This is a genomic window from Bradyrhizobium sp. sBnM-33 (genome assembly GCF_032917945.1).
Taxonomy (GTDB): Bacteria; Pseudomonadota; Alphaproteobacteria; order Rhizobiales; family Xanthobacteraceae; genus Bradyrhizobium.
The window spans coordinates 7,438,219-7,465,126 of record NZ_CP136624.1; the positions used below are offsets into that span (position 1 = coordinate 7,438,219).

General features: G+C 61.4%; 19 protein-coding genes and 1 pseudogene. 8 read left to right on the top strand and 12 right to left on the bottom strand.

Features of this window, described 5'->3' with window-relative positions; all coding sequences use genetic code 11:
- Positions 1–15: 15 nt before the first annotated feature.
- The gene (locus RX328_RS34885; protein WP_213249344.1) at positions 16–603 is read right to left on the bottom strand and encodes a hypothetical protein; all 588 of its coding nucleotides are present in this window, start codon (positions 601–603) and stop codon (positions 16–18) included.
- 353 nt (positions 604–956) lie between these two features.
- Between RX328_RS34885 and RX328_RS34890 the strand changes: the two genes are divergently transcribed.
- From RX328_RS34890 to RX328_RS34900, 3 genes are all read left to right on the top strand, one after another.
- Positions 957–1,781 carry a response regulator transcription factor gene (locus RX328_RS34890; protein ID WP_213249658.1) on the top strand — a complete coding sequence of 275 codons (825 nt, stop codon included), beginning with the start codon at positions 957–959 and terminating at the stop codon, positions 1,779–1,781.
- Between the two features lie 479 nt (positions 1,782–2,260).
- Positions 2,261–3,457, top strand: a complete 1,197-nt coding sequence (locus tag RX328_RS34895; RefSeq protein ID WP_213249342.1) for an acetyl-CoA C-acyltransferase — start codon at positions 2,261–2,263, stop codon at positions 3,455–3,457.
- A 139-nt stretch (positions 3,458–3,596) separates the two neighbouring features.
- Positions 3,597–4,832 carry an Nramp family divalent metal transporter gene (locus RX328_RS34900; RefSeq protein WP_213249340.1) on the top strand — a complete coding sequence of 412 codons (1,236 nt, stop codon included), beginning with the start codon at positions 3,597–3,599 and terminating at the stop codon, positions 4,830–4,832.
- A gap of 60 nt (positions 4,833–4,892) precedes the next feature.
- On the opposite strand, the gene RX328_RS34905 is transcribed toward RX328_RS34900, so the two are convergent.
- Positions 4,893–5,798, bottom strand: coding sequence for an RNA polymerase factor sigma-32 (locus RX328_RS34905; protein ID WP_213249338.1), 906 nt, complete (start codon positions 5,796–5,798; stop codon positions 4,893–4,895).
- 432 nt (positions 5,799–6,230) lie between these two features.
- Between RX328_RS34905 and RX328_RS34910 the strand changes: the two genes are divergently transcribed.
- A complete protein-coding gene (locus RX328_RS34910) occupies positions 6,231–6,524 on the top strand; it encodes a hypothetical protein (protein WP_213249336.1) in 294 nt (97 codons plus the stop codon).
- Between the two features lie 17 nt (positions 6,525–6,541).
- Here RX328_RS34910 and RX328_RS34915 read toward each other — a convergent pair whose 3' ends face one another.
- Both RX328_RS34915 and RX328_RS34920 read right to left on the bottom strand, forming a co-directional pair.
- The gene (locus tag RX328_RS34915) at positions 6,542–7,906 is read right to left on the bottom strand and encodes a sensor histidine kinase (protein WP_249726211.1); all 1,365 of its coding nucleotides are present in this window, start codon (positions 7,904–7,906) and stop codon (positions 6,542–6,544) included.
- Between the two features lie 80 nt (positions 7,907–7,986).
- Positions 7,987–8,664, bottom strand: a complete 678-nt coding sequence (locus tag RX328_RS34920) for a response regulator transcription factor (protein WP_213249334.1) — start codon at positions 8,662–8,664, stop codon at positions 7,987–7,989.
- 425 nt (positions 8,665–9,089) lie between these two features.
- Between RX328_RS34920 and RX328_RS34925 the strand changes: the two genes are divergently transcribed.
- Together RX328_RS34925 and RX328_RS34930 are read left to right on the top strand one after the other, a co-directional pair.
- Positions 9,090–9,314 carry a hypothetical protein gene (locus RX328_RS34925; protein ID WP_213249332.1) on the top strand — a complete coding sequence of 75 codons (225 nt, stop codon included), beginning with the start codon at positions 9,090–9,092 and terminating at the stop codon, positions 9,312–9,314.
- Positions 9,315–9,575: 261 nt separating this feature from the next.
- Complete coding sequence (locus RX328_RS34930) at positions 9,576–10,004, top strand: hypothetical protein (RefSeq protein WP_213249330.1); 429 nt, start codon at positions 9,576–9,578, stop codon at positions 10,002–10,004.
- A 60-nt stretch (positions 10,005–10,064) separates the two neighbouring features.
- Here the strand turns inward: RX328_RS34930 and RX328_RS34935 are convergent, their stop codons facing one another.
- Positions 10,065–10,859 carry a hypothetical protein gene (locus RX328_RS34935; RefSeq protein ID WP_317258560.1) on the bottom strand — a complete coding sequence of 265 codons (795 nt, stop codon included), beginning with the start codon at positions 10,857–10,859 and terminating at the stop codon, positions 10,065–10,067.
- 85 nt (positions 10,860–10,944) lie between these two features.
- On the opposite strand from RX328_RS34935, the gene RX328_RS34940 reads away from it, so the two are divergent.
- Together RX328_RS34940 and RX328_RS34945 are read left to right on the top strand one after the other, a co-directional pair.
- Complete coding sequence (locus tag RX328_RS34940; protein WP_213249326.1) at positions 10,945–12,123, top strand: efflux RND transporter periplasmic adaptor subunit; 1,179 nt, start codon at positions 10,945–10,947, stop codon at positions 12,121–12,123.
- Positions 12,120–15,229: pseudogene (locus tag RX328_RS34945) on the top strand (efflux RND transporter permease subunit). Before RX328_RS34940 ends, RX328_RS34945 begins: the two are co-directional and overlap by 4 nt.
- A 38-nt stretch (positions 15,230–15,267) precedes the next feature.
- Here RX328_RS34945 and RX328_RS34950 read toward each other — a convergent pair.
- The 7 genes from RX328_RS34950 to dinB form a co-directional block, all read right to left on the bottom strand.
- Positions 15,268–18,483, bottom strand: coding sequence for an adenylate/guanylate cyclase domain-containing protein (locus tag RX328_RS34950; RefSeq protein ID WP_213249324.1), 3,216 nt, complete (start codon positions 18,481–18,483; stop codon positions 15,268–15,270).
- Positions 18,483–19,601, bottom strand: a complete 1,119-nt coding sequence (locus RX328_RS34955) for a hypothetical protein (protein ID WP_317258561.1) — start codon at positions 19,599–19,601, stop codon at positions 18,483–18,485. The genes RX328_RS34950 and RX328_RS34955 overlap by 1 nt, the downstream gene beginning before the upstream one ends.
- A 215-nt stretch (positions 19,602–19,816) precedes the next feature.
- Complete coding sequence (locus tag RX328_RS34960; protein ID WP_213249320.1) at positions 19,817–21,094, bottom strand: Dyp-type peroxidase; 1,278 nt, start codon at positions 21,092–21,094, stop codon at positions 19,817–19,819.
- A gap of 140 nt (positions 21,095–21,234) precedes the next feature.
- Positions 21,235–21,828: a hypothetical protein gene (locus tag RX328_RS34965; RefSeq protein ID WP_213249318.1), complete on the bottom strand. Its 594-nt coding sequence runs from the start codon at positions 21,826–21,828 to the stop codon at positions 21,235–21,237.
- A 27-nt stretch (positions 21,829–21,855) separates the two neighbouring features.
- Entirely contained in the window at positions 21,856–22,464 is a 609-nt protein-coding gene (locus tag RX328_RS34970; RefSeq protein ID WP_213249316.1) for a hypothetical protein, read from the bottom strand.
- Positions 22,465–23,067: 603 nt separating this feature from the next.
- Positions 23,068–25,368, bottom strand: coding sequence for an MHYT domain-containing protein (locus RX328_RS34975; protein WP_213249314.1), 2,301 nt, complete (start codon positions 25,366–25,368; stop codon positions 23,068–23,070).
- 290 nt (positions 25,369–25,658) lie between these two features.
- Positions 25,659–26,906 carry a DNA polymerase IV gene (gene dinB, locus RX328_RS34980; RefSeq protein WP_213249312.1) on the bottom strand — a complete coding sequence of 416 codons (1,248 nt, stop codon included), beginning with the start codon at positions 26,904–26,906 and terminating at the stop codon, positions 25,659–25,661.
- Positions 26,907–26,908: the final 2 nt, after the last annotated feature.

Consider the following 26,908-nt stretch of genomic DNA (forward strand, 5'->3'; position numbering starts at 1 on the left):
TCATCGCGGTCTGCTTCAAGCCGCGTCGCGCGGCACGCTTTGTGGCTTCACGCCGTAAACATGCGCTTCAAGGCGCGGCAGGAGATCCCAGATCTCGCGGTTGATCTTCGTCATTTCGTGGGTCGTCCGCACCATCTCGTGCAGACGGCTTTCGTCCAGCGCCTTTATCTCTCCGAACCGCAAGCTCGACTTTGTTTCCATCAATCGCATCGATTGCGTGTGGGTGATGGCGCCCGAGGAATCGAAAATGAACATGCAATGATTCAATTCATTGCGAACCTTGGTCGATTCCGAAAAACGTTCGATGAGAGCTGTCAGATTTTTCGACAGTGCCTTGTCGCTGACCCTGATCTTGGCCAGCCGCTGGATCAGATCGAGTCTGGCGCGGGTCGTGTTCAATGTCGCGAACACGACTGCGGCGGAAGCCTCGTCGGTGCGCAACAGAATCATCAGCACGTAGATGAAAAGGCTCTCGTTATTCGACCAACTGCAGATCAGGTTTCCCATCAAAGCGAGAACGAAGGTACGGCGATCCGCCGAGGCGGGAGCCGCGGCAGCGAGCAGGTCGAAATCCGGCTTTGGAGGCAGCTTGCTGACAAACATCGTATGGTTCCGCGCCTTGCAAGGCCGCAACGATACTACCGTACCTGCTTCGTTACGGCAGACGTACATATCAAAAGATATATTAGGGAGGATTGCGGGGTGCCGTTTTTGCAATGGGGAATGAAAAGGCACGTTTTAATGACAAATTTTTGACGACGTCCGGTCACATTTGGCCTGCTTGGCATTCCCCTTTAACGAGGGTAAAGTTTTTTTGAACATTTAAGATGCAGAGTGAACTAATTCATAGCGACCATGTGCGGTTCCGAAGGAATCTATCGATAGCATCGGTCATAATTATCCGGGGGCGCGTTATGTCAGTCCCACGCAAAAAGACTGTATTTGTTGTAGACGCAATGGCCTTTCGACGAGCTCGAGCGGAGAGCTTCTTAAGTCCCTGGGCCAGCAACGAACAGGTCGAGCTGATTTCGCTCGATCCTGATGAGGCGCACACAAGGCTTATCGAGCGCACCGAATGCGAGATGCTGATCTACAGCGTCGGCGCCCCCTCTCCCCATGAGGTCTTCACCGAGATACAGGTGTTGCATACCCTTCGCCGGGAGGCGGCACTCGCCATCATCTCTGACGATGAGCATCCCGCCACCGTTCTCGCCGCGATCCGTTGCGGAGCCCGGGGCTACTTCAGCAACTCCATGGCGCCCGACCTTGCGTTGCACGCTCTTTCATTCGTCCTCCATGGCGGCACTTACTTTCCGCCGGCCGCCATCCTGGCCAGCCAGACCTTCAGTCCGCCGGCGCCTGTCGAATACAGACAACCGGATATATCCCAGGAGCAAGCGCTTCCAGGGCTTGAAGAACAGACGCAGGCGCCCCCTCTCGGGCCGGATGACGGTCCTTACGACCAGCAAGGGTCCCTTTTCGACGGTAAGGCAGTAAGCGTGCAGCGCGACCATGGCGTAAACGGCGCGCGGCAGTTTACCGAGCGGCAGTACGCGGTGCTGGCTTGCCTCTGCCAAGGCGATCCCAACAAGGTGATCGGTCGTAAGCTCGGCATGACCGAAACGACCGTGAAAGTCCACGTCCGCGAAATCATGCGCAAACTGGGCGTGAGCAACCGGACCCAAGTCGCGATCGCCGCGGCGCGCGTCTGCTTGGACGGTCCCGTCGAACTGATTACTCCGGATTCACCCATGACGGTCAGGTCATCCATATCTCATTAGCGATGGATTTTCGGCATTGCGCCGGTTGCCATTGGGCCATCCTGGATCGGCGCTTCTGCGATTCGCACGTAAGAAGTCACCAGTAAAAGGGAAACTGCGCCCGGGCTGACTTCGGATGTGGGGCCATGGGCGCTCATCGAAGTTCAGTTTTCGGAGTGGATTGCATCGTCCCACACGGAAATGAAACAGGACCCGGTCGCTGCCACAATGAGCCCGTTGGAGCAGTTAACGGATCATTGGTGATAATCCTTACGATATAGGGCACGAAAGATAGGTGCTGGCGAGACCTTCGCTCTCCCCTCGTTCCCTATCATCGGTTCCCTATTCATCGGTTCCCTGTCATCGCTCTGCCGGAACTCGCGGCAATTCCTCCGGCGGGCTGTCAGCCAGCGCCTCGTGGCGGAAAGCGGCGGTATCCCATTGCAATGTCGTAATATATGATTATCGTCATATAACAGCGATCGAACAGGAGCACCCCAATGGCCGCGAGCCCCGATCCCGTCGTCATCCTTTCCGCCGCCCGCACGCCGCTTGGCCGGTTCATGGGCGAGTTGTCGCCCTTCAGCGCGCACAAGCTCGGCGCTCACGTGATCGGCGCGGCGCTGGAACGGGCGAAGCTCGCGCCGGAGCGGATCGAGGAGGTGTTCATGGGCAACGTGCTGCCGGCCGGACAGGGCCAGGCGCCGGCACGCCAGGCTGCGCGCGGCGCCGGACTGCCTGACGCCACCGGGGCCACCACGGTCAACAAGGTGTGCGGCTCCGGCATGAAGGCGACGATGCTGGCGCACGACATCATCAATGCCGGTTCAGCTTCGATCGTGCTATCCGGCGGCATGGAGAGCATGTCGAACGCGCCTTATTTGCTGGCGAAGGCGCGCGGCGGCTATCGCGCCGGGCATGACCGGATCATCGATCACATGATGATGGATGGGCTGGAAGATGCTTACGAGACCGGCCGCTCGATGGGCGACTTTGGCGAGGCCACCGCGGAAGCCTATCAGTTCACCCGCAAGGATCAGGACGCTTACGCGATGGAGACCTTGACGCGCGCCCGCAAAGCGGTCGAGGGCGGCGCGTTCAGGGCCGAGATCGCGCCGATCACATTGTCCGAGAAGGCGGGTCCGCGCGTCATCGCCAATGACGAGCACCCGCTCAAGGTGGATCCGGCCAAGATTCCCGGATTGAAGCCCGCATTCCGCGCTAGCGGCACCATCACGCCGGCCGCCTCTTCCGCGAATGCCGACGGCGCTGCCGCGCTGATTCTGGCCAAGCGCTCGCTCGCCGATCGCGACGGGCTGCCGGTGCTCGCAGAGATCAAGGGCCATGCCACCCACAGCCAGGAGCCGCAATGGTTCACCACCGCACCGATCCCGGCAATCCGCAAGCTGCTCGACAGGGTCGGATGGACTGTCTCGGACGTCGACCTGTTCGAGATCAACGAAGCGTTCGCGGTGGTGGCGATGGCGGCGCAGAAGGATCTCGGCATTCCCGGAGAAAAACTGAACGTCAATGGCGGCGCCTGCGCGCTCGGCCACCCGATCGGCGCCACCGGCGCGCGATTGATCGTGACGCTGCTGCATGCGCTGGAAGCGCGGAACTTAAAGCGCGGTGTCGCTGCGCTCTGTATCGGCGGCGGTGAAGCGACCGCGATCGCCGTCGAGCGCGCCGTGCGCTGACCGCAGCCGCGCTTAGGAACCAACTATCGCAACCACTATTGAACAAGTGGGTGGCTGCGAAGGGATATTGACGGCTGTGCCTGAGACCGCGGCGAAGGCGCCTCACCAATCTCGGAAAGATGGCAAGCGCCGCGGCTTCATGCGCGCTATAGGCCTTGGCGTCGTCACCGGAGCCGCCGACGACGATTGCTCGGCCATCGGCACTTACGCAAGCGCGGGTGCTCAATTCGGCCCCGCGCTGCTTTGGACCGCACCCGTCACCTTCCCGATGATGTTCGCTGTCGTGTATCTGTCCTCCAAACTTGGGCAGGTGACGGGACGCGGTCTCTTCCACGTCATCAAGGAGCACTACCCCGGCTGGATCCTGTGGCCCGCCTTGATCGCCGTGCTGATCGGCAACACCATCGAGGCCGCCGCAGACCTCGGCGGCATGGCCGCCGCGCTGAACCTGTTAATACCGCTGCCCATCCCGTGGATCGTCATTGGAGTCGCCGCGACCATTCTCGCCGTCCAGATCTGGGGTTCCTACCAGCTCATTCGCAATATCTTCCGATGGCTGGCTCTCGTGTTGTTTGCATATGTCGGGTCGGCCATCCTCGCCAAGCCCGATCTCCAGGAAGTGTTGCGCGGCACCTTCGTTCCCACGATCGAATTTTCACGCGAGTTCCTGACCATTCTGGTTGCGATTACCGGCACCACGCTTTCCGCGTACCTCTACACCTGGCAATCCAACGTCGAGGTCGAAGAAGAAATCGCACAAGGGCGCACGAAGCTGGAGCAGCGGGAGGGCGCAACATCCGACGAGTTGCGCCAATCCCGCATCGATATCGTGATCGGAATGCTGTTCTCCAACCTGATCATGTACTTCATCATTCTCTCGACGGGAGCAACGCTTCACAAAGCAGGAGAAAAGAACATCGAGACGGCCGCCCAGGCGGCCGAAGCGTTGCGCCCCCTGGCAGGAGACGCAGCGGGGCTGCTTTTCACCGTCGGAATCATTGCCGTCGGCTTTCTTGCGGTACCCATCATGACGACCGGCGCCGCTTATGATCTTTGCCAGGTGTTGGGGTGGAAGAGCAGCCTTCACGCCAAGCCGAAAGAGGCAGGGAAATTCTATGCACTGATCGTTTCCTTTACGGTGATCGCAGTCGTCATGAATTTCCTCGGCTTCAATCCAATGAAGGCACTTGTTTATTCCGGCGTCGTGCAAGGTTTTTCGACGCCGCCACTGCTGCTGTTGATCATGCTGATGACCACCAGCCGCGCGGTCATGGGCGACAAAACCAACAGCGCCTGGATGAATCTGCTGGGTTGGGCGACAGTGGCGGCGATCTTCTCGGCAAGTGCAGGCCTGGTCGTTTCCTGGTTCTTGTGAACGAGCTCGTGCTCAGCAGCTGGGGATAGTGCGTGCAGCGTGTGATGCTCATGCGCCCCCTCAAGCCGCCAGGGTGGCATGCTTTAAACGCCTTGTCGCCGCACGCCTGACCTTTTCGAAGGCCAAAGCTTCGATCTGCCGCACGCGCTCGCCGGAAATCGACAGTTCACGCCCAAGCTCCTCCAGGCTCGGCGGATCCTCGCGAAGCCGCCGGGCCTCGAACACACGACGCTCCCGCGGGGTCAGCACATCAAGGGCCGAATGGAGCGCTTTCGTCCGTTGCCCGCCTTCATCCTGTTCGGCGATCATCGCCTCGGCGTTCGGCGAAGGGTCGACCAGCCTCGCTTCCCATTCGGTAGGCCCGTCATCATCGACGGAAGCATTCAGGGAAAGGTCGCCCGTCAGACGGCTGCTCATCTCGATGACTTCGCGAACGGGGACCGCGAGTTCCCGCGCGACGGCCTCGGTCACCTCCGGCGTAAGGCCCGTCCTGTCGCCTCCGAACTTGCGCATGGCGCGCCTGAGGCCGAAGAACAGCTTCCGCTGCGCGGCCGTCGTCCCGATCTTGACCAGCGAGCGCGACCGCAGAATGTAATCGTGGATCGCGGCCTTGATCCACCACAATGCGTAGGTGGAGAACCTGGCACCACGGCCCGGCTCGAAATGCGAGGCTGCGATGACAAGGCCGAGATTGGCCTCGCCAATCAGATCGGCAAGCTGCAGGTCGTATCGCTGGTAGCGGCGCGCGACCTTGGCGGCGAGCCGGAGATGGCTGGTGACGAGCGCATCGGTCGCGCGGCGATCTCCATGCTCCCGCCAGCGCCGTGCAAGCTGCTGCTCTCGTGGCTGCTCGAGCAGAGCGTATCGCTTGATGAGCGTGGCATATTCATCGACGATATCTCGCGATCTGTCTACAGTCAGCATCTCGCGCCTGTCTGACAGTATGGTCGTGCTGTGGGCGTTCATGGGTGGCTCCAATCCATCGGGTCCGGCAGAGAGACCCTAGGAAAGACGCCGCGATGCAGCCATTAAATTGGAATTGAGGAATCTAAATTCGCTGTTAGCGTCCGTGCCGCTTTGTCTCAATTTCAAAATCACGATCTCGTTCGAGGCAAGATCGCGAAACGTCCAGCGGTGAGCTTCGGCGCGCTGGTGCGAATTCCAAGCGTCCGCCTCCCGTGCAAACGCTTTGCAAGACAGCTCAAGACCAGTTGAGTTTTTGTAAAAGCCAATTTAGTGGGACGAGATCGCACCCGCCCTACATCTCCGTCATGCATCCGCTGCCTGGATGCAGCCTCAAGCGAGCAGTTCGCATTCGGAAGAACACGCGCCCGTTATGGCGTGCGACCGCACTTGCGCGTCCGGCGAATTGCCGCGTCGAAGATATGGAGAAAGACAATGACCTCGATCAAGACAATCGCTGTCGCAGGACTGCTGACGATGATGGCCGCAGCGCCTGCCTTCGCGCAAGAAGCCATCCAGGAGCCGGGTAATTTTGCATTTTTCTATCCGAATCTGGACGTCCTGAATGGCGGTGCGCCCACGCCGGCTTACAGGATGGAAGGGCTGCCGCCCTCGGTGATGCAGGCCTATAACGAAAGGGAAAGCGGCATGGCCGGCCCCAGTGTCTGGCAGCATCGGCGTGTACACCACGCATCCCGCGCCGAGCATGATGACCGCCGGCACGGGTGACGTCGGCGGATAGTGACCTATGTCCGGCCACCTTGCTCATCGGGGCAAACGATCTCCACCCGGCCTCCCGGACCGGCGTGGATGATCAAGCGAAAGCCGTGCAGCTTTACGATTGCCGAAACCAGGTTCAATCCGAGTCCGACACCCGGCGTGTTGCGAATCTTGTCCGAGCGATAGAACCGGCGCAACACAGCGTCATGTTCGTGCGCGCTGATACCCGGACCCGTATCGGTCACGCGCAGGATAGTTTCGCCCTCACCGCGCAGCAGCGCGAGCTCGACCCTGCCGCTCGGGGGCGTGAATTTGATGGCATTGTCGACGAGATTGGCCACTGCCTCCAGCAGCAGGTCGCGATCGCCGCGCACGGAAAACTTGTCGGCTATGTTCACGCTCAGCGCGATCTGCTTGTCTTCGGCGATCGGCTCGTACATGTCGCAGACCTCGCGCAGCATGTCGCAGAGCGCAACGTCGCCGAACGCGGACGACCGGCGGCTGTTCTCGATCTCGGCAAGCCGCAACAGCGCCGTGACGATCGACAGCGACTGGTCGATCCCGGCGATGGCCTTGTCGACAACCTCCTGGAGCTGCTCCAGGGTCGTCGCGTTGGTGCGGCCGCGCTCGAGCGTCAGGCGAGCGCGCGTCAGCGGCGTTCGCAGATCGTGGGCGATATCGTTGCCGACGCCGGCTAGCGCGTTGATCGTGGTCTCCAGCTCATCGAGCATACCGTTGACGATGGCAGCGAGCCGCGAGAACGGTTCATCGACATTCCGATGCGGCAGCCGCTCGCGCAGATCTCCGGCGATGATGCGCTGGACCCGCAGGTTGACCTCCTCGACCCGCCTGTGGGCGCGCGCGCTCAACCAGGCGCCGGCCAGCAACCAGAGACAGAACGCAGGCAACAGGCCAAGCGCGAGCGCCGCTCCGACGACCCTGAAGACTTCCGCCGTTTCGTCGACGTTTCGCCCGACCACCAATATGTCGCCGTTCTCGAGGCGCCGCGCGACGGTTCTGACGGAAGTCGCACCGCTTTGCTTGTCATCAAGGCGCACGAGCGGCATGCTCTGCGCCGGTGCCCCGATGTCGAGCCCGTCCGGCAGGGCTGCGACGTTGCCGGCCAGCCGATTCCCCTTCGCGTCGAACACGCCGGCGAACTGGACGCCGCGGGAATCCTGCCCAAGATGGTCACTGAGCGCACCAAGCAGACGCTCGCGCGGTAATCCGGCAAAGAAGCCGATCTGGGTCGTGATCGTGCGATCGGACCGCGCGATCAGGTAATCGTCGATCCTGAAGTAGATGAAGCCGAACAAAACCGTGACGAAGATCGCGAACAGGCCCGCCAGCACCGTGGTCCAGTGAAACGTCTTCGAGCGAAAGAACTGCAACTGAAGCTTCCCGATCCTGCCGTCCGGTTGCCTTGCCGGCCCCGACGGCGCGAGCGCCCGGCGAGGTCGCCAAAAATCAGTCAGGGCACGGCACGAAGAATGAACCCGGCGCCGCGGACATTTTGAATCATCGGGGCGTCGCCCGGACCGTCGACCTTGTGCCGAACGCGTCCCATATGCACGTCAACCAGGTTGGTCGCCGGAACGAACTTGTAATTCCAGACCTCTTCGAGCAGCATCGCGCGCGTCAAGAGCTGGTCGCTCCGCCGCATCATGTATTCGAGCAGGCGAAACTCGCGCGGCAGGAGGTCGATTTTGCGTTCGCCGCGTTTGACTGTGCGTTCGATCAGGTCGAGCTCCAGTTGACCCACCCGCAGGATCGTTTCCCGCGTTTCCGACGGGCGGCGGAGCAACGCTTCTATTCGGGCGACGAGCTCGACGATCGCAAACGGCTTGGTGAGATAGTCGTCGCCTCCCATCCGCAATCCGCGCACGCGGTCATCGACGGCGCCAAGCGCGCTCAGCACCAGCACCGGCGTGCGCACCTGATCTTTCCGCAAGGACTCGATGACGGTGAGACCATCCATTCCCGGCAGCAGGCGGTCGACGATCATGGCGTCCGGCCGCAGGTCGCGCGCCTTGGCAAGGCCATCCAGCCCGTCGGGCGACCATTCCACCTCGAAGCCACGATCGGCCAGTTCGGCCGTGATTTCCCCCGCCGTCTCGCCGTCATCTTCTATGATGAGAACCTTCGTCATCTGATCCGTCCGATTGCCATCAAGATACCGTTCGCCAAGTGGCAATGATACGCTGGGCAGCCGATAAAGCCATGGCGGTGCGCACGAGTCTCTCGGTTCAGGGAAGCCAGGCAGCGCCGCGAGCCCTTGGACCCCGCAGACGCCATCCGCCGGGCCGCCATTCCGCCGCCTCGGTACGAGTACGGCGGGCCCGCCCGAAACAGTTAGCCGTCGGCGGCCTGTAGCGCCAATAAATAGCAATTTAATAAATCGGCAGACCTGCACTGCCCGATCCAGCCGGCGCGAATTCGAGCAAGGATCGAGGCCCACGTCACCTTCACGCCGAGTTGAGAGCGCGCGAAGCGATATTCGCTTTGGACGACGGCAGGCCAGCCGCACGTCACAGGAAGAAGCCGGCCTGGCTTCCCCACCTATGGAGAACACCCATGCGCAAAGTCAAACTTCTACCGGCTGTGTTGCTCACTGCAGCCACCTTCGCCACTCCGGTACTGGCCGCCAACACGCGGCATGTCGTAACCGATGCCAATGGCCGCGTGGTGTCGACGATGCATCGCGACGAGGGCGATAGCTGCGTCCGCGCTCCGCGCGTCGGCGCCTATGCCACGGCACCGTGGACCAACCCGCCTTGCGAACCCAACACCGGTTACTGATCCGCTCGCGTTGCGATGTAACAACGACGCATGCCGGGCTGGCGGGATTTCCCCGCCAGCCCGTTTTCTTTGCCGCGCTCCGGAGCATCCGCCTTTGACGCCTGCATACGCTATTCCAGTTCGTGAATGCGACTAACGCCGAATTTAATGGATGCCTTGTGCATCGCACCTACCTGTCACTCATCCGACGTTTCGTTCGCGCGTCCCGTTGAAGTTCGCGCGCCACGGCGCCGAGCAATCTGACTGAAAAGGAGTGTCACGATGAAACGAATGATCACGATATTGGCAACGGCTCTTCTCGCTTCGAGTCTGGTGGTGGGCGCGGCCGAGGCCCGCGGTGGCGGTGGCGGTGGTGGCCACGGCGGAGGTTTTGGTGGCGGCGGCCATATGGGCGGTGGCTTCGGTGGCGGTGGCCACATGGGCGGCTTTGGCGGCGGAGGCCACATCGGAGGCTTTGGCGGCGGCGCGCATATCGGCGGCATAGGCGTCGGCGAACATGTGGGAGGCCTCGGCGGTGACCACATCGGCGGCGGCCACATCGGTACGCACGGTTTCGGACTCCACCAGCACGCCGTGCATCGCTTCGACAGGTACGGGCCGGGATACGGCTACGGGTACTACGGTTATCCCGATTGCTACGACTGGTACTACCTGCACCCTTACAGCCCCTTGCCGCTGAGCTGCAGCTGAACCCGCAGCGCAGGACCCTGCGCGCAGGCTGTCGGTTCGGAGGACGTTTTGCTGTTTTCTTTAAACGTCCTCCGGACCGGATCCCCCAATAGCCCGAATGATATCGCGTGGACTTCGCGCCACGCGTTGTCGTGCCGGTCGAACGGTGCTGGAGAGCAACATGAAACGTTTCCTGATGATCACGACAGCCTCTGTCTTGCTGTGCGGCCCGGCCTTTGCGCAGCAGGCCGCGGTGATGCCGACACCTTCGCTCTCGGCCACGTCGCCGCTCGGCATGGTGCCAAGTGCGCCGGTCGGCGGCACCGGCATCCCCTTAGGCGCAACGGAAATCGCTTCCCCCGGCGTAAGTCCGGCGCCGAACTCGTCGACCATCGGCAGCACCGTGTGCTCGACCATCGGTACGGCACCGTCAACGATGTTCGGATCGGCGACCACCTTTGACGGCGGCGGCGTTGATGTCGGGAGCGTCACACCGCAGAGCACGTTGTCGACGATGCCGGGGATGACGACGACATCAGCGATGTCGTCGTCGGGCATTCCGCCGACATCGGCCCTGATCGACACGTCGGGTGCCCAAAGCATGTGCGGTGCCGGCTCGGGCAATCTTGCTGCGTCATCGACGCCGACATCTCCCACGACGCCAGGCGGCGTGCCGCGCACCGGCATTCCGATGGGCTCGACCGAGCTCGGCAATCTCGGGATCAGCTCCGCCGCGACGGTGCCAACCATCACCGTCGGCCCGACCGTCAGCACCATCGCGCCGACGATCCCGACGGTGCCCGCCGTCACGCTGCCGGCACCGAACACGACGGCCGTCGCCGCGCCCACCGACCCCATCACAGGGATACCGAACATCACAGGAACGCCGAACCCGATACCAGGCCTATCAACCGCCGCCACGATGTTCCGTTGAGCGGAAGCCCACGCGCGAGAAGCAGCCATGAAAAAGAAATTCGCAATACCTGCAGTCGTGTTCGGTGCCGTCGCCGCCGGCGGCCTCCTCTACTTCACGCAGGCCGATGCGTTCAGAGCCGCTGTCGCGGCCGCGCCGCCACCTCCGGTTCCGGTCGTCGCCGGCGTGGTCGCGCAGCGTGCCGTGCCGATTTACCAGAACGGCGTCGGCACCGTGATTGCGTACAACACCGATGTCGTGCGGGCCCAGATCCAGGGCCAGCTCATCAGCATCAATTTCACCGAAGGCCAGACCGTCCATGCCGGCGACCTGCTCGCGCAAATCGATCCTCGTCCGTACCAGGCCCAGATCGACCAGTTCGAGGGAAATCTGGAGCGCGACCAGGCCCAACTCACCAATGCCCGCGCCAATCTCGCGCGTTACAACCAGCTTGGCGACAAGGGCTGGGCCACGCCGCAACTGATCGAAACCCAGAAGGCGCAGGTCGGCCAGCTTGAGGCCGCGATCAAGACCGACCAGGCGCTGATCGAGGCGGCCAAGGTGCAGCTCAGCTACACGCGGCTGACCTCGCCGATCGACGGCGTGGTCGGCATTCGCCAGATCGACGTCGGCAACATCATCAGCCCGACCACGGCCAACGGACTCGTCGTCGTGACCCAGCTCGATCCCATCTCGCTGATCTTCACGCTGCCGGAAGGCGTGCTGCCGCAGATCCTAAGGCAACAGCAGGCGACCAAGACGCCGCTTCCGGTCCTTGCCTATAACCAGGATGACACCCTCCAACTGGGCCGGGGCGAGCTCGCGCTGGTCAACAACGAGATCCTGCAGACGACCGGCTCGATCCAGCTCAAGGCAACCTTCCCCAACAAATCTCGCGAGCTGTGGCCGGGTGAATTGGTGAACGCGCGGCTGCTTGTCACGACCCGACATAACGGGCTGACCGTGCCCGCTTCGGTCGTGCAGCAGGGACCGAACGGCGCCTATGCCTATGTCATCAAGCCCGACAGTACAGTAGCGATGCGCCCCATCAAGGTCGCACAGATCACCGACGGCGAGGCGCTGATCGATTCCGGCCTGAAGGCCGGCGAGCAGGTCGTCGTCGACGGACAATACCGGCTGCAGCCGGGCACGCATGTCACGATCCTGCACGGCGAAGCGGCTGACGAAGCGGCGGCACAACAAGCACAACAGGCGACAATCCCATGAACATATCCGCACCCTTCATTCAGCGACCGATCGCGACCGCGCTCCTGATGGTCGGCCTTCTGGTCGGCGGCCTGATCGCCTACCCGCTGCTGCCGATCGCAGCGCTGCCGAACGTCAACTATCCGACACTTCAGGTCACGGCGCAGCTGCCGGGCGCCGATCCACAGACCATGGCGGCATCGGTGGCGACGCCGCTCGAGCTCCAGTTCGGCCAGATTCCGGGTCTCACCCAGATGACGTCGGCAAGCGCACTTGGCTACACCCAGATCACGCTGCAGTTCGACCTAAACCGCCAGATCGACGGAACGGTCAGCGATACGCTGTCGGCGATCAACGCCGCCAGTCCGTTTCTGCCGCCCGGCATTCCCTATCCGCCGACGATCCGCAAGGTCAATCCGGCCGATACGCCGATCCTGGTGCTCGGTCTGACCTCGGACAGCCTGCCGCTGACCACTGTGGACGCCTACGCGGAAAACATTCTGCTGCAGAAGATTTCGCAGATACCGGGCGTCGGCCTGGTCGGCCTCGGCGGCCAGCAAAAGCCCGCCGTGCGGGTGCAACTCGATCCGCAGGCGCTTGCCGCGCGCGGCATCAATCTCGAGGACGTCCGCACGGCGCTCGGTCAGGCCAACGTCGATCTGCCGAAGGGCACTCTCAACAGCCCGCGCCAGACCTTTACGCTGAACACCAACGATCAGCTCCTGAAGGCGGAGGACTATGCCAATCTCGTGATCGCCTACCGAAACGGCTCGCCGGTTCGCATCCGCGACGTCGGCCGCGCCGTCAGCGCGCCGGAAAACGACCTGATCGCCGGCTGGTACAACAACCGGCGCGCGGTCATCATGGCGATCCAGCGTCAGCCGGGTGCAAACGTCATCGACACCGTGGAGCGGATCAAGGCAGAAATGCCGGTGCTGCAGGCTTCGATCCCGCCTGCCATCAAGGTGAATGTCATTTCCGATCGCACCGATACGGTTCGCGCATCTATCCACGATGTTCAGTTCACGCTGATACTGACGGTTGCGCTTGTCGTGATGGTGATCTTCATCTTCCTGAGGAATTTCTGGGCGACCGTTATCCCGGCAGTCACTGTTCCATTGTCGCTGATCGGCACCTTGGCTGTCCTCTACGAATTGGGTTACAGCCTCAACAACCTGTCGCTGATGGCCCTGTCGATCGCCGTGGGCTTCGTGGTCGACGATGCCGTCGTCGTGATCGAGAACATCGTGCGGCACATGGAGGGAGGCGCCACGCCATTCGAAGCGGCCCTGAAAGGCGCCGGCGAAATCGGATTCACCATCATGTCGATCACGCTGTCGCTGATCGCCGTGTTCATTCCACTGTTCCTGATGGGCGGATATGTCGGGCTGCTGTTCCGCGAATTTGCCGTTACCGTCAGCGTAGCCCTGGTGCTGTCGCTCCTGATCTCGCTGACCTTGACGCCGATGATGTGCGCGCGGCTGCTCAAGCCGGAAACAGGACGCACGGGCGGTTGTTCCGCATCCTCGAAAGTGGCTTCAATTCACTACTGGGAGTCTACGAGGCCGGTCTCAAGATCGTGCTTCGTCACCGTTTCATCACCCTGTTGACGATGTTTGTCACCATCGGGCTGACCGGCTATCTCTACATCGTCATTCCCAAAGGCTTCTTTCCGCAGCAGGACACCGGGCTGATCATCGGCCTGTCCGAAGCGGCGCAGGATATTTCCTATTCTGCGATGACCGAGCGCCAGCAGGCGCTGCTCAATGCCATCATGCGGGATCCGGCCGTCGCATCCATCGGCTCGGCGATCGGCGCAGGCGGCGGCAACACCACGGTCAACAATGGCCGCATCTATATTGCGCTCAAGCCCTACAAGCAACGCGACAGCATGGAAACGGTGCTCGCCCGCCTGCGGACCAACCTGGCCAAGATCCAGGGCATCACACTCTATATGCAGGCCGCGCAGGACATCACCATCGGCGGCCGCGTCTCGAAAACCCAGTATCAGTACACGCTGGGCGACGCCGATCCCGGCGAGCTGAACCACTGGGCCGCGCTGTTCCTCGACAGGATCAAAAAGGTCCCCGGCATCACCGACGTCGCGACCGACCAGCTCAATTCCGGTCCCCTGCTCGACATCTCGATCAAGCGCGAGGTGGCTTCGAGCTACGGCATCCTGCCGTTCACCATCGACAACACGCTCGATGACGCCTTTGGCCAGCGCATCGTTTCGACAATGTACACCACCTTGAACCAGTACCACGTGATCATGGAGGTCAATCCGAAATTCCAGTACTCGCCCGAGGCATTGACCGGAATCTATGTCAAATCCTCAACCGGCCAGGAAGTGCCGCTATCGACGCTCGTCGACAGCGTCGTCAAGGTCGCCCCGCTCGTGGTGAACCACCAGGGACAATTTCCGTCGGTGACGATCTCCTTCAACCTTTTGCCGGGCACGGCGATCGGCCAGGCGACCAGCGCCATCCAGAATATCGAGAAGCAGCTCGGCAAGCCCCTTTCGCTGCAGACCAGCTTCCAGGGCAACGCGCAGGCGTTCGGCGATTCGTTGTCGACCACGCCGATCCTGATCGTGGCGGCGCTGTTCGTGATCTATCTCATCCTCGGCATCTTGTATGAGAGCCTGATCCACCCCATCACCATCATCTCGACGCTGCCGTCGGCTGGGCTCGGGGCACTGTTGTTGTTGATGGCGGTTCACCTCGATCTCAGCGTGATCGCGATCGTCGGCATCATCCTGCTGATCGGTATCGTCAAGAAGAACGGCATCATGCTGGTCGATTTCGCCCTGCATGTCGGCCAGCAGGAGGGATTGTCGGCGGAAGACGCCATCTATCGCGCCTGCGTCATGCGATTCCGGCCGATCCTCATGACCACGATGGCAGCCATGCTTGCTGGCGTTCCCATGATGCTCGGCACCGGCGCGGGCTCCGAGATACGTCAGCCGCTGGGCTACGCCATCGTCGGAGGGCTGGCCGTGTCGCAGCTTCTCACGCTGTATACGACGCCGGTGGTCTACATCTACCTCGACCGGCTGCAAACCTGGCTATTCGGCAAGAAGAAGCCGGCGACCGAGGGGAGCGCCAAGCTGACGCCGGCCGAATGAGAGAAATCGAACGGACATATCCGATCTGCGTTGACTTACTAGGCCAACGCTCTTGCCAGATCATCAGCCTCACGTAGGTCGCGGGAAGTTTCCGCGGACGCAAATTTCGCCCTGGTCGATATCAACAGGTCTCGTGCCTCGACGCGTCCGGATGCGCTCTCGCCGGCCGTGACGAGGTGCGCGATGCTGATCGCCGTCCGCAATTCCCAACCGACCGCCCCGAGCTTCCTGGCAGAGGCAAGCGAACGTTTGAACAGGCGCATGGCTGCCCGGTCGTCTCGCAGCGGTTCGCGACATAGCAGGGAGCCGTAGATCCGATAAATCTCGGGAGCAGCCCAGCGCTCGCCGGTTTGCTTCATCAGGGATTCGGCCGAAGCGGCGAAGCTTCGAGCCCTTTCTATCTGCCCGACCCGTCCGAATTCCGTGGCGAGCAGGATTCGATAGAGCGGAAGCTGAATGCACCGGGCGGGTAGCTTGCCGAGCAATCCGCATAGTAGTTCGAGCACTTTCGGCGCAGGACCACGTTCCGCCAACGCGGCGGTCGCCCACAACGGACCGATGACCCGGTACATTGGATAGCCATACTCATCAGCGACCTTCATGCCGCGCTCGACACTGGCCAGGTTGGCCGCAAGGTCGCCTTCATACCAGTGATCGGAAACGCCCAGAATGGAGGCAAATGCCAGCATGAACGGATGGCCGATCTCATTCGCGAGCTGCCGTGCCGTCTCACAGCATTCTCTGGCCCGGCCTGGCCGACCCAATAACCATTCGATGTGTCCGGAATAGATGAGCGATACAATCAATGGATCATGCTGATAAATTTGGACCAGCTTGCCGTGCTCACGAGGATTGTAGCGGGCGCTGATCAAAGCCGCGAGCTCGCTCGCCTGCTCCAGGCGGCCGAGAAAGAAATTGGCGATCACGGCAGCGGCGTACGCCATGAGAGCAGCCTCGTCGTCGCGCCACTCCTCTGCCCGGCGAACGAAATCTTCGGCGTGTTCGAGGCCCTTGTTGAGCTCGCAATTGACGAGCTTGGCGATCGTACTTCCCCAAAGCACCGTCGCCTTCTCACGAATGGTGCCGTGGTTCGCGCAAAGCTTGAGTGCGCGACTGTAGGGGCCATAGACGTTCGGATCGGACCACCCCGCGTTGGCGGTGTACGCCATCGCCAAGTTGGATTGCAATGCGATTTCAGCTTCGAAGCGCCGTGGTGAGGCGGGCATCTTGGGTATCAGCGAGAGGCCTTCGCGAAGATGGGCCACGGCCTCCTTGGTGGCCGAGCGGCGGAGCGCGGATTTGCCCGCCTGAAGCCAGGCCTCGATGGCTTCCGGAACGTTACCTGCGCGCGCGTAGTGATAGCCGAGCACGGCGGGCTGGCTGCTCTCTCCGATTGCGGCCTCCTGAAGCAACCACGATGCAACGCGCGCATGGAGCTCGCGCCTTTCCTCCTTGAGCAACGAGGAATAGGCCGCTTCCTGTATCATCGCGTGCTTGAACGTGAAGATGGCGCCTTGAGGTCCCTCGATGCGATACACGATCCCGGCGCTCTCCAGTGCCCACAACGCGTGTTTCAGCGTTTGGCCTTTACCTGGAAATACATTGAAAATACCTTCATAATTGAATTGCCTTCCGAAGACGGAGGCGATCTGGGCGACGCGCTTGGCCGGACCGAGACGATCAAGGCGCTCCATCAGTGAATCGTGAATACTTGCCGGCACCAGAGGTTCCGGCAATTTCCCGCTCGGCACAGGGCCGTCGGCGGCGCGTGGGACCGCTCCGGAATCAACGACAGCCCGCGTAAACTCCTCGACAAAGAGTGGCACACCGTCGGTTCTTTCCACGATCTGGCTGGTAATCCGGCGCGGTACGAAATCGCTACCTGCGACAGCCGCGACCATTTGCTCGCATTCGTACACTGCCAGTTTTTGCAGAGTAATCCGTCGAACCGCCGAGCCCGACAACCAGTCGGCCCGGTAGTCATCGCGATGCGTGATCAGGATCATGATCCGCTCGCCAGAACAGTGAGCTATCGCGCGTACCAGCAGCTCGATGCTAGTCGGATCGATCCACTGGACGTCCTCGACAATCATGAGGATCGGCAGCTTGCGCGAGGCCGCAATGAGAGCATCGACGAACACCTGAAGAGCGCGCTCGCGCTCGAACGGAGATCCGAGATCCGCAGGCTCGTATCCCGAGCAGGCGGGTATCGACAAGACCGCTCCGTAGTAACGAAGTGTGTGCTCGACGTTGGTGACGGCTCTTGCCAAAAGCGAACGCAATTTTGCCAATGCGAGTTCGGCGTTGTCGGCCTCCTGGATGCCGGTCGCGCGCGTGAGCCGCTCGATTTCCGGAGCAAGCGGCGTGTTGATGTGAAACGGCGAGCATTGCAGCGATAGAACCTCACGCGGAGACGCATCAAGGGAACTGCGGAACTGGCGGATCAGGCGCGACTTGCCGATGCCGGGTTCGCCGGAAACGACGCCGACCTGTCCCGAGCCCGCTACGCTCTGCCGCCACATCTCGGCAAGCAATGCGATGTCGCTGGTTCGGTTGATCATCGGGGCAAGAGGCGACCTCCGCGCCCTCTCGAACCTGCTTTCGTTGGACGCAAGAGCGTCCGCACGCCAGGCTTCGACCGACTCTTCCACGCCCTTGAGCGGTCGTCTGCCAAGCGGCGCGTAGCTGAACGTTCCGCGGGTCAGCTCGTAAGTGCTCGAACCGACCACGACATCATTCTCACCGGCGAGCCCTTGCAGGCGGGCCGCGACATGAGCCGAGCTGCCGAACACTTCCCGCCGATCGGGCGGTTCGCCGGGCACGCTGCCGACGACGACGAGCCCGGTATTAACCCCGATGCGCACGCCCAGGCGAACGAAGCTGCCATCCGACAGCAGAAACTTCTGCTCCTTGATCGCCGCGGCCACCGCCAGCGAGGCGCGGACCGCGCGTTCAGGATCATTTTCATGGGCTTGCGGCACGCCAAAATATGCCAGCAATCCGTCGCCAATCATTCTGGCGATGTGACCGCCGTAGCGGCGAATCTGCTCGTCGCAGATATCGCGGTAGGTTCTGATAACCGCGAAGAACTCTTCGGGATCAATCCGCTCGCTCAGGGGCGTCGAGCCGACGATGTCGATAAATACAACGGTAAGCTGCCGCCGTTCGGCGTGTAGCGCTTCGTTCTCGACATGCGGCGGCGCCTGCATCTGCTGAAGTCCGTCCGACCGATCGGGCCTCGGCTGGCTACTCATCACGCCACCATGTTCAGTTTCCGCCGTACCTGCCGCGAGGCCAAATAGACCGCCAGCCGCATCCGGTTGACACTGCCGAGCGGCCTGTGCTCGGGCAGACAATTCCAGGGATTGAACACCATGTGCTCGCAGTCGTACAGTTGATTTTGCGCCAGCAGGCTCTGCCTTGGAATGGCAATGCTACCCAGTCGCACGACTTCGTCTTGAGGGCGGGTCCACCACCGCGAGGCGTCCTCGACATCATCCGGCGTTGCGGCATGCCGCACGCGTATAGAGAAATCGAGCACGACGTCAGCGCCGGGTTGATGCGGGTCCAGGTCCCTCACAAGCGCGTCCCGGAGAAAGTTTTCCGGCTTGGTCCAAGGCACAAACGTGCGCCATCTGGCGCCCTCATCCTGGCCGTCGCGAGGACCGACCAAATAACGCACGACCTTGTGCTCGCCGAACAAGAACGGCGACATGCTGTGATAGGTGGCGGTCAGCGGATTGCGGACGGTAAGCAGGCCTTCCACCGCAATTCGCAAGAACAGGTAAAACTGGCGTGGACACCGAATAACGAACTCGAGCCATCGCAGGCCCCGGCCGAGTTTTTCGCGCCAGGTTGCATGTGGTGCACTCACCGCATTCATCAACAGCGTATAGTCGATCACATTCTTACAGAAGAAGATCGGAAAACTGCTGAGCGCGAAATCATGTTCGCCGGCGGACGCTTTGTCGGGCGCCAGCATACGAAGAATGGTGTCCGTCCCGACCTCGTGAAGCTTTATGGACAAGCCACGCGCGTCGATCTTCCGGTCGCTGCCCGCTGTGCCGCGTCCGTTGGAAAACCGGAGCGTGGCTGTATAGCGGGCGCCTGGACGAAACAGATCCGTCGTAAACTCGGGGGGAAGATCGTGGCGAACAATAAATTCCGCGCTCACGCACCCGTGCGTTTTGGCATGCTGATCGCGCATCGCAGGAGTGGAGCAATCCGAAACCTTCATCTCGCAGTAGTTGGTAACCACTGCTTCTGCGGCAATGCGCGCCATTTGCCGGATCATGGTTGCCTCGCCGGGCACGGCGCGCTCTAGTTCGTGCAACGGCATTGGCCGGTCCGGCGGCGGCTCCAGCGCGTTCACAAGCTCCCGATATCGCGCCGGGGTCGCGGACGATCTCCGCGCGTCGCCCGTTTGCGCCGGGCGCACCATCGCGAGCAGCACCTGCCCGAATTCAGGCAGCGCCTGCCCGAATTCAGCCAGACGGCGTAGTGTGCGAAAGCCGAGGCTGAAGAGGCGGTCCATGAGCCTCTTTCCGCTTGCGCGATCGTCGAACCGCCGCCGGGCATCGGACCGCATCATGACGCGTGAACCCTGCCGGAGGCCAACAGCCTGAGCGCGGCAAGACTCGGGACGAAGAAATAGTCGCCGCCCTTGGTTTCGACAAAGCGCGGAATGTCGAAACAGATAAATGGCCGCCGCCCGGTAGCCTCATCGCCCGGGATTACCATTTGCCCGCGTTGGTTGCTGCCGACAATCGGATCGGCGTCGTTGCCCTGTTCGAAATCGTCGCCAAAATTGACCCAGAACCGCTGCACGAACTCGAACTGATCGAAGCCGGAATTGAAGGCGATGAAGATAATGCCGCGCCTCTCATTATCCTCCTTGCCGGGCGGCAGAAACTTGCCATAGATGATCCCGCGCCGGATCAGACGGTGCCTGCTCATCGTCTTGCCGCCGAACCCGAGCGCGTCGCGCGGATTGGTGCGTCGCACATGGGCTCCCAATGGACATCGCGCGCCCGCGGGATCGCCGGCATAGGCGAATGAATTGGCGAGAGACTTGCCCGGTCTATGCGGATACTCGATCAGCGAAGATCCATTTTGCCAGCGTCCCATCATCTTGGCCGCCAGAAATTCTTCCGCGCTCACGTCGTCGGGCAGGCCGCCGGGGATCGTCCGGGCAAACTTGTCTGCTTGCGCCTTGATGTAGTCTCGAAACGCCGGCACATTCTGTTCGAGCTTGCGGAACACCATATAGGTTGCGTTGTGCGCAAGCAGGTTCGGCAGCGGCATAGGCGCGAGATCGCCGCCTTCACCGGGATAGCCGAGAATGAACTCCCCCAGCGGAATTTTTCTAAATCGCCCGCTGTGATCGGGATTGCCGATATCCTTGCTGGCGCCCGCCTCGCGCGGTACGCCCTCGACATCGGGATTGCTCAGCCCGTCGGCGAAGCCAAAATGCTCACGGCGCACAGTCTCGCCATTGATGCTCAAAGACTCGGCGGGTTGATCAGGAGCTAATTCCTCTACGCTGGCCGGCAACAACTGCCTGAGCTTTCGGCAACGCTCTTCAAGCGCATCCGCCGTCCGGCCGTAGATCATAACCAAAATATGCACACGGCGCGTCTTCCAGGGTTCATCCCAATTTTCCGGCGAACTCAGGCCGACATCGCCGAGCACCTCTGCACGCACCTTCATGCCCTCGCGAAACTCAGCCGGGAAAGTCGCGAGACTTTCTTCCGGAAGGCCGAGGGCGCGCAGTCCGTCGAAGGTCAGGGCGAGATTGAGCGTCGCGTCCGGTTTTTCCTGCCACTGGCCGGGAGTGACGTAGCCCGCGTCCAGCAGTTTCTGCATCAACGACCTGGCATCACCCGCATTATGAATGAACAAATAAAGGAAGCGTGCATGCGAAAAGGACGCATAGCCACGGAGAATATTGCCTTGAATACTGGAGAAATCAAACATCGCAGGCCTCACTAACAATCGCTATGTCGTTACAACTCTCCTGCGCTCGGCCTGACCTCTTGCAGGCTTTGCCACATCCTCTCGAAATCGGCTTTGAGGTCTGCCGGATTTGGCTGCGCGTCCTGAACGTGCCTGATGAACTCCGCCAGCCGGCGCCGATACATCAGTCCCTTCAGAATATCGTTCACGCTTGCGTTGGGCTGGTCGGCCAACAGCAGATTGGTCGTAATCTGGCATTGCTCGAAATATGCAGCGAGATCGTCACAGCTCTCGATGCCAGGAAAGCCACGGCAATGCTGCCAAATGGCCTCTAATTCACACGGAATATACTTGACCATTGCACGGATCAGGACGTCGATGCTGAAACCGTCGAAGTCGCAGGCGAACAGCAGATACGCTGACTTGAGTGTATCGACTTTCGCCGGCGTACCCTGATAGGCAAGTCTGTCGATCACGACAAAGCGGGCCATGTGGACGATCGGCACCTCACTCAAGGGCGAACCGCGCGGATATTTTATGCTGAGGTCCAGCCTACGCAAAAATGTGCGCAGCTCGGCTGTTTGCCCAACCTTGATTGGAAACAGACCGGTAAAGCCGTATTTTTTTCCGTTTTGATTTGCCATACGCGCGTACTCCGCTCGATAGGCCCGCTACTCCGGGATGGGACCGAACGTACCTAACTTGTTCTGCACACTCATGAGCAGGCGGTTGAATTCCGTCGCAAACTTATCGGGCGCTAGGTCGAGTGAATTTTTCGCAAACTGTTCGAGTTCGCGGTGCACTTCGAGGCCCGCGCGAACGTCGCGCACCGAAGCGCCAGGGTAAGCACTATACGAGTGATCCGACTCGACCTGATTGCGCCTAATGTACGTCTTCAATGGCCCAACTGGCCTCGCCATGGGATAGCGAATGCTCGCGAACCATACGGCGTCGAGCGGCACATAGAGGACGTCGGCGAAGGCCTCGATGTAAGGCCCCCACGGGCCGTTGAACGTGCTCAGGAAGAACAAATAATCGTAATTAAGTTTTTCCGCCGGCTGACCGTCGTCAACCCGCGGAAAACAATCACGCTTGACTACGACCCAATGGACGAAGGGCAAAAACGCCAGCGCCTTGGCCGTGTTCTGAGTTCTTTTCACATTATCGAATATCCAAAGCAACAGACGGACATAGTAGGTGCCGAAGCGATTCATCGGCGTGATCACGTTGAAGGTAACGGCTTTGCCAAGTCCGTCCTTGTTGCGCGCGCGATCGGCCATAAAAACCTCCTCGCAATGAGGGGTGAATGAAGCGCAACGCCGCTCGCCCCAACACCCTTACTATAATACCACTTGTCTAATTCGTTAGGTATCTTGTCTAATTCGCTAGGTATATTGCGTCAGTATGGGAGATCGCTCACCCACTGCAAAGCCTTCACAGCACAATCCAAGCGACCGCGCGGCAAACGCCTTCGGGCTTCCTTCAACATTAGATTTTGTAACGATATCGGCATTTAGAGCTGACATTTACGATGTCCGCTTTGCGCAGGGATTATTCTTCCGGATGCCCTGTTTGGTCCGCCGCTGAGACGGGCCGCGCGGCGTCTTAGCAAACCTGGGCCTGCGGTGTCTGTGAAGTACATCACAGATAGCGCCATGATCTCGATGGGCATTGAACACCTGATCCTCTAGGCCGCAGCAAGAGGATGAGCTAGCGGCAAACGACACGGCAAAACTTTTTGAACAACCGCGGCACTGAGGCGGCAGGAATTATGCGGCAGCCGGAAAGCATAGTTTGACGGACGGACGGATGTGACTGCGCATGCGGCACTCACGTAGTGGCAATTCCCTCGGCTCCCGAGGCCTCAGGAGACTCATCAACTGTCAGGCTCTCTTCGGGTGCAAGGTCAAGACCGAGCGCGAAGCGGCCTGTGCGCGCATCACCTCATCAATGGCGGCCAGGAGCGCCGCCTGGTCGAACGGCTTGGAAATGCGAGGCAGGTGAGGCTGCGTCGAGCCCAGCAGTTCGGCATATCCTGTGCAGAGCACCACGGGCGTACCCGGCCGCTCGGCGGCCACTGCCTCGGCAAGCAGCAACCCGTTCATCCCCGGCATGGCGTAGTCGGTCACCACGATATCAATCTTCGGCATTCGGCGCAGCAGCTGGACGGCCTCCTCGCCGGAGCGCGCCTCGATCACGGCGTGGCCGAGATCATCGAGCATCGCAGCGATGCTGTCGAGGACGAGAAGGTCATCGTCGACGACCAGCACCGAAAGAGGTCGGCTGCTGCGGGGCGCGGAGCGTGACGGCTCTGCCGCATCGGGCTCCTCCACCTTTTCGTCCTGAGCGGCAGGCAGCCAGATCTCGGCCGTGGTCCCCTCGCCGATGCGGCTCTTCAGCCGCAGCACGCCTCCGGACTGTTCGGCCAACCCTTTCACCATCGAGAGGCCGAGACCGGTTCCCTTGCCGACGCCCTTGGTCGTAAAGAACGGCTCCTGCGCATGCTTGAGCGTCTCCTCGTCCATGCCGCATCCGGTGTCGCTCACCGACAGCGCGACGTATCGTCCCTCGGTAAGGCCATCGATGGCCTGCTCTTCGCGTGCGGCGATGCTGATGACCCCGCCACTTGCCGCGATCGCGTCGCGCGCATTGACAGCGAGGTTGAGGATCGCGAGCTCGAGCTGGTTGGCATCGACCTTCACCTTCGAAAGCTCGATCGGAAAACGGGTCTCGACCCGGATGGCCGGATCAAACTTCAGGAGAGCTGCCATTCCGCGCACCAGCTCCGGGACATCCACGACGACGGGCTTGAGGTCCTGCTTGCGCGCGAACGCCAGCATGCGCTGGGTCAGCGAGGCGCCGCGCAGCGCACCCTGAATCGCATTATCGAGCAGCCGGTGAATCCTGGGATCTTCCGGCTGGAGGCGCTTCTTCGCCAGTTCGAGGCTGCCCAGGATCACGGCGAGTATGTTGTTGAAGTCATGGGCGACGCCGCCGGTAAGCTGTCCGACAGTCTCCATCTTCTGCGATATCACGAGCGCATCGCGCGTACGCTCCAGCGCTTCCTGGGCCCGGCGGCGTTCCGTCACGTCCCGCACGATCTTGGCGAAGCCAATGGCCTCGCCACGCTCGTTTCGCACCGCGCGTATCGTCGCCTCGGCCCAGAAGCGGCTACCGTCCTTGCGAACGCGCCAGCCTTCGGTTGCCGACTTGCCTTCCTGCTTTGCGTCCAGAAGCACGGCGTCAGGAATCCCGGAGCCTCGGTCCTCCTCGGTGTGGAGGATGGCGTAATGCGTCCCGACGATCTCGTCGCCATAGCCGATCAGCCGGCGAGCGCCGAGATTCCAGTTCGCCACCCGCCCTTCGGGGTCGAGCATGAAGATGGCATGATCGGCTACGCCCTCCACCAGCAGGCGGAATTTCTCCTCGCTTCGCCTGAGTGCCTCGGCTTCGCGATCGGCACGTTCTGCCGAGGCGCGGTCGTACACGGCCGCGGCGAGCCCGATGACGAGGACGACGATCGTGGTGCCGGCGACCAGGAACGCGAGCGGCGCCTGCCCCACGGCGCCATGGGCTGCGCGGCCAAGGAAGGCATCGGTGGCAACAAAGGAGGAGCCCTGCATGGCGGCGTAATGCATCCCGGAGATCGCCAGGCCCATAACGGCGCCGGCCGATATGCGCTCCAGCACGCTCGTCGTGCGAAAGGCGAGCCACAGCGCGATGATGGACGCGCCGATCGCGATCGCGATGGAAAGCACGACCCAGACGGGATCATAGTGAATGGAAGCCGCCATCCGCATCGCGCTCATGCCGGTGTAGTGCATGCCGGAGATCGCGAGTCCCATTCCAATGCCGGAAACAACGAGCGCGTTCGCCCGCTGACTTACGACGACGAACGCGGCTGCAGCGACCAAAATGGGAAGGGCGAGCGAGAGCAGCGTCAGGAGCGGATCGTAGGAAATTTCGACGCTGGGCAGGCTGAACGCCAGCATGGCGACGAAATGCATGGACCAGATGCCGCCACCCATGGCGACGGCCGCAGCCCCAAGCCAGCCCAGGCTGGCAGAGCCGGAAGCAGCCCGCATGCGCGTCGCAAGATCCAGCGCCGTGTAGGAAGAAAGTGCGGCGATCAGGACTGACAGCGCGACAAGAACGGGGTCGTGGGCGCCTGGATGGTGATGCATTCCGTCGACGATGCAAGGGAAGCATCTGAATAGCACCGTTTTTCCAACAGTGCATTGTTCCGGTGCCGAATAGTTGAAGAGGCCAAGTTCGGCGGAAAGCCTGGCTGGGGCGGGCGGGATTGAACGTCCGAATGGCGGAATCAAAATCAGCTTGATTATTCAACGGTTTCAAGGCGCATTTGGGCAACTGTAAGAAAATGCCTCTGGCATTTTCAATAGCTTGGCAGTCGTTTCCAAATAAAGAAGTAGTCCACACACGGAGGATCAGTCCCGAAGACCTGATGCAACGATCACAGCTCCTTTTGGGCAAGTTCGCGAAACGCGTCGGGAACGGAACGAGAGATGCCGAGCACTACCGAACCGTACCCAATAGCATCCCATCCGAAGCGACCGCGAATCAGATCGACGGCACGGTCGGCCGCCCAACGTGCCATGCCTGTTTTGGTGCCGGGGCGGCGGGATTCGTCTTGAAGTCCAAGCGGAAGCTCCAGTTCCAGATCCCAGTGCTCCTCGAGATGCGATACCGAGATCGCCAGGAGCGAGATGGTCTTCTCGTCCGGATGATCTGCAAGGACCGCGCGCACCAGCTCCTCGGCAAGCTCGGCAAGGATTACGGTTGCTGAGATTGGCGCGTCGAGCGTCACCGAGCGGGTGGCTGAGTTCAGATTGGCGAGGCGAACGCGCACCGTCACGGTTCGGCCAGGCCTGGACTTTGCGCGGAGCCGAGTGCCAATCCGGTCTGCAAGGTGAAACAAGGTGGGCCGAAAAACCCGCTCTTCGGCAGGCTTCCTGCCAATCGCCGACTGGGCTCCCGCGGATCGAGCTCGTCGGTGCGACTTGATTTCTCGCGGATCGAGATTCCAAGCCAGCGCTGCGAGTTTCTCTCCTGCGGCGGGACCGAGCAACCGCTCAAGCGACCATCCCGGCGTCTTTGCCAGCTGCCCGATCGTGAGCACGCCGATCTCGGCCAGCCGCACCTTCGTGACCGGGCCTACTCCCCACATCAGCTCGACCGGCAGGTGGTGAAGGAATTGCAGCTCGGTGTCGGGATCGACAACCACCAGCCCGTCGGGCTTGGCCACTTGCGAGGCAATTTTTGCCAGATGCTTGGTGCGGGCTACGCCGACTGAGATCGGAAGGCCAAGCTCCGCCCGCACGCGTCGGCGGATCGTCCTTGCAATTTCGGCGGGCGAACCGAAGAGATGGGTGCAGCCCGCAACGTCGGCAAAGGCCTCGTCGATGGAAATCCGCTCGACGAGGGGCGTGAAATCCCCAATCACCTTGATGGCGGCGTCACCTAGCCGTTGGTATTCGCTGAAATGACCGCTGACAAAAGTGAGTTGCGGACAGAGTTCGCGCGCTTGCCGTCCCGGCATGCCGCCGCGGACCCCGAAGGCCTTGGCTTCGTAAGAAGCGGCAAGCACAACTCCACCACCTACGGCGACGGGTTTGCCGCGCAACGAAGGGTCAAGGAGCTGCTCTACCGAGGCATAGAAAGCATCCAGGTCCGCATGGAGGATGGTGGCTGTCGTTGCCATCC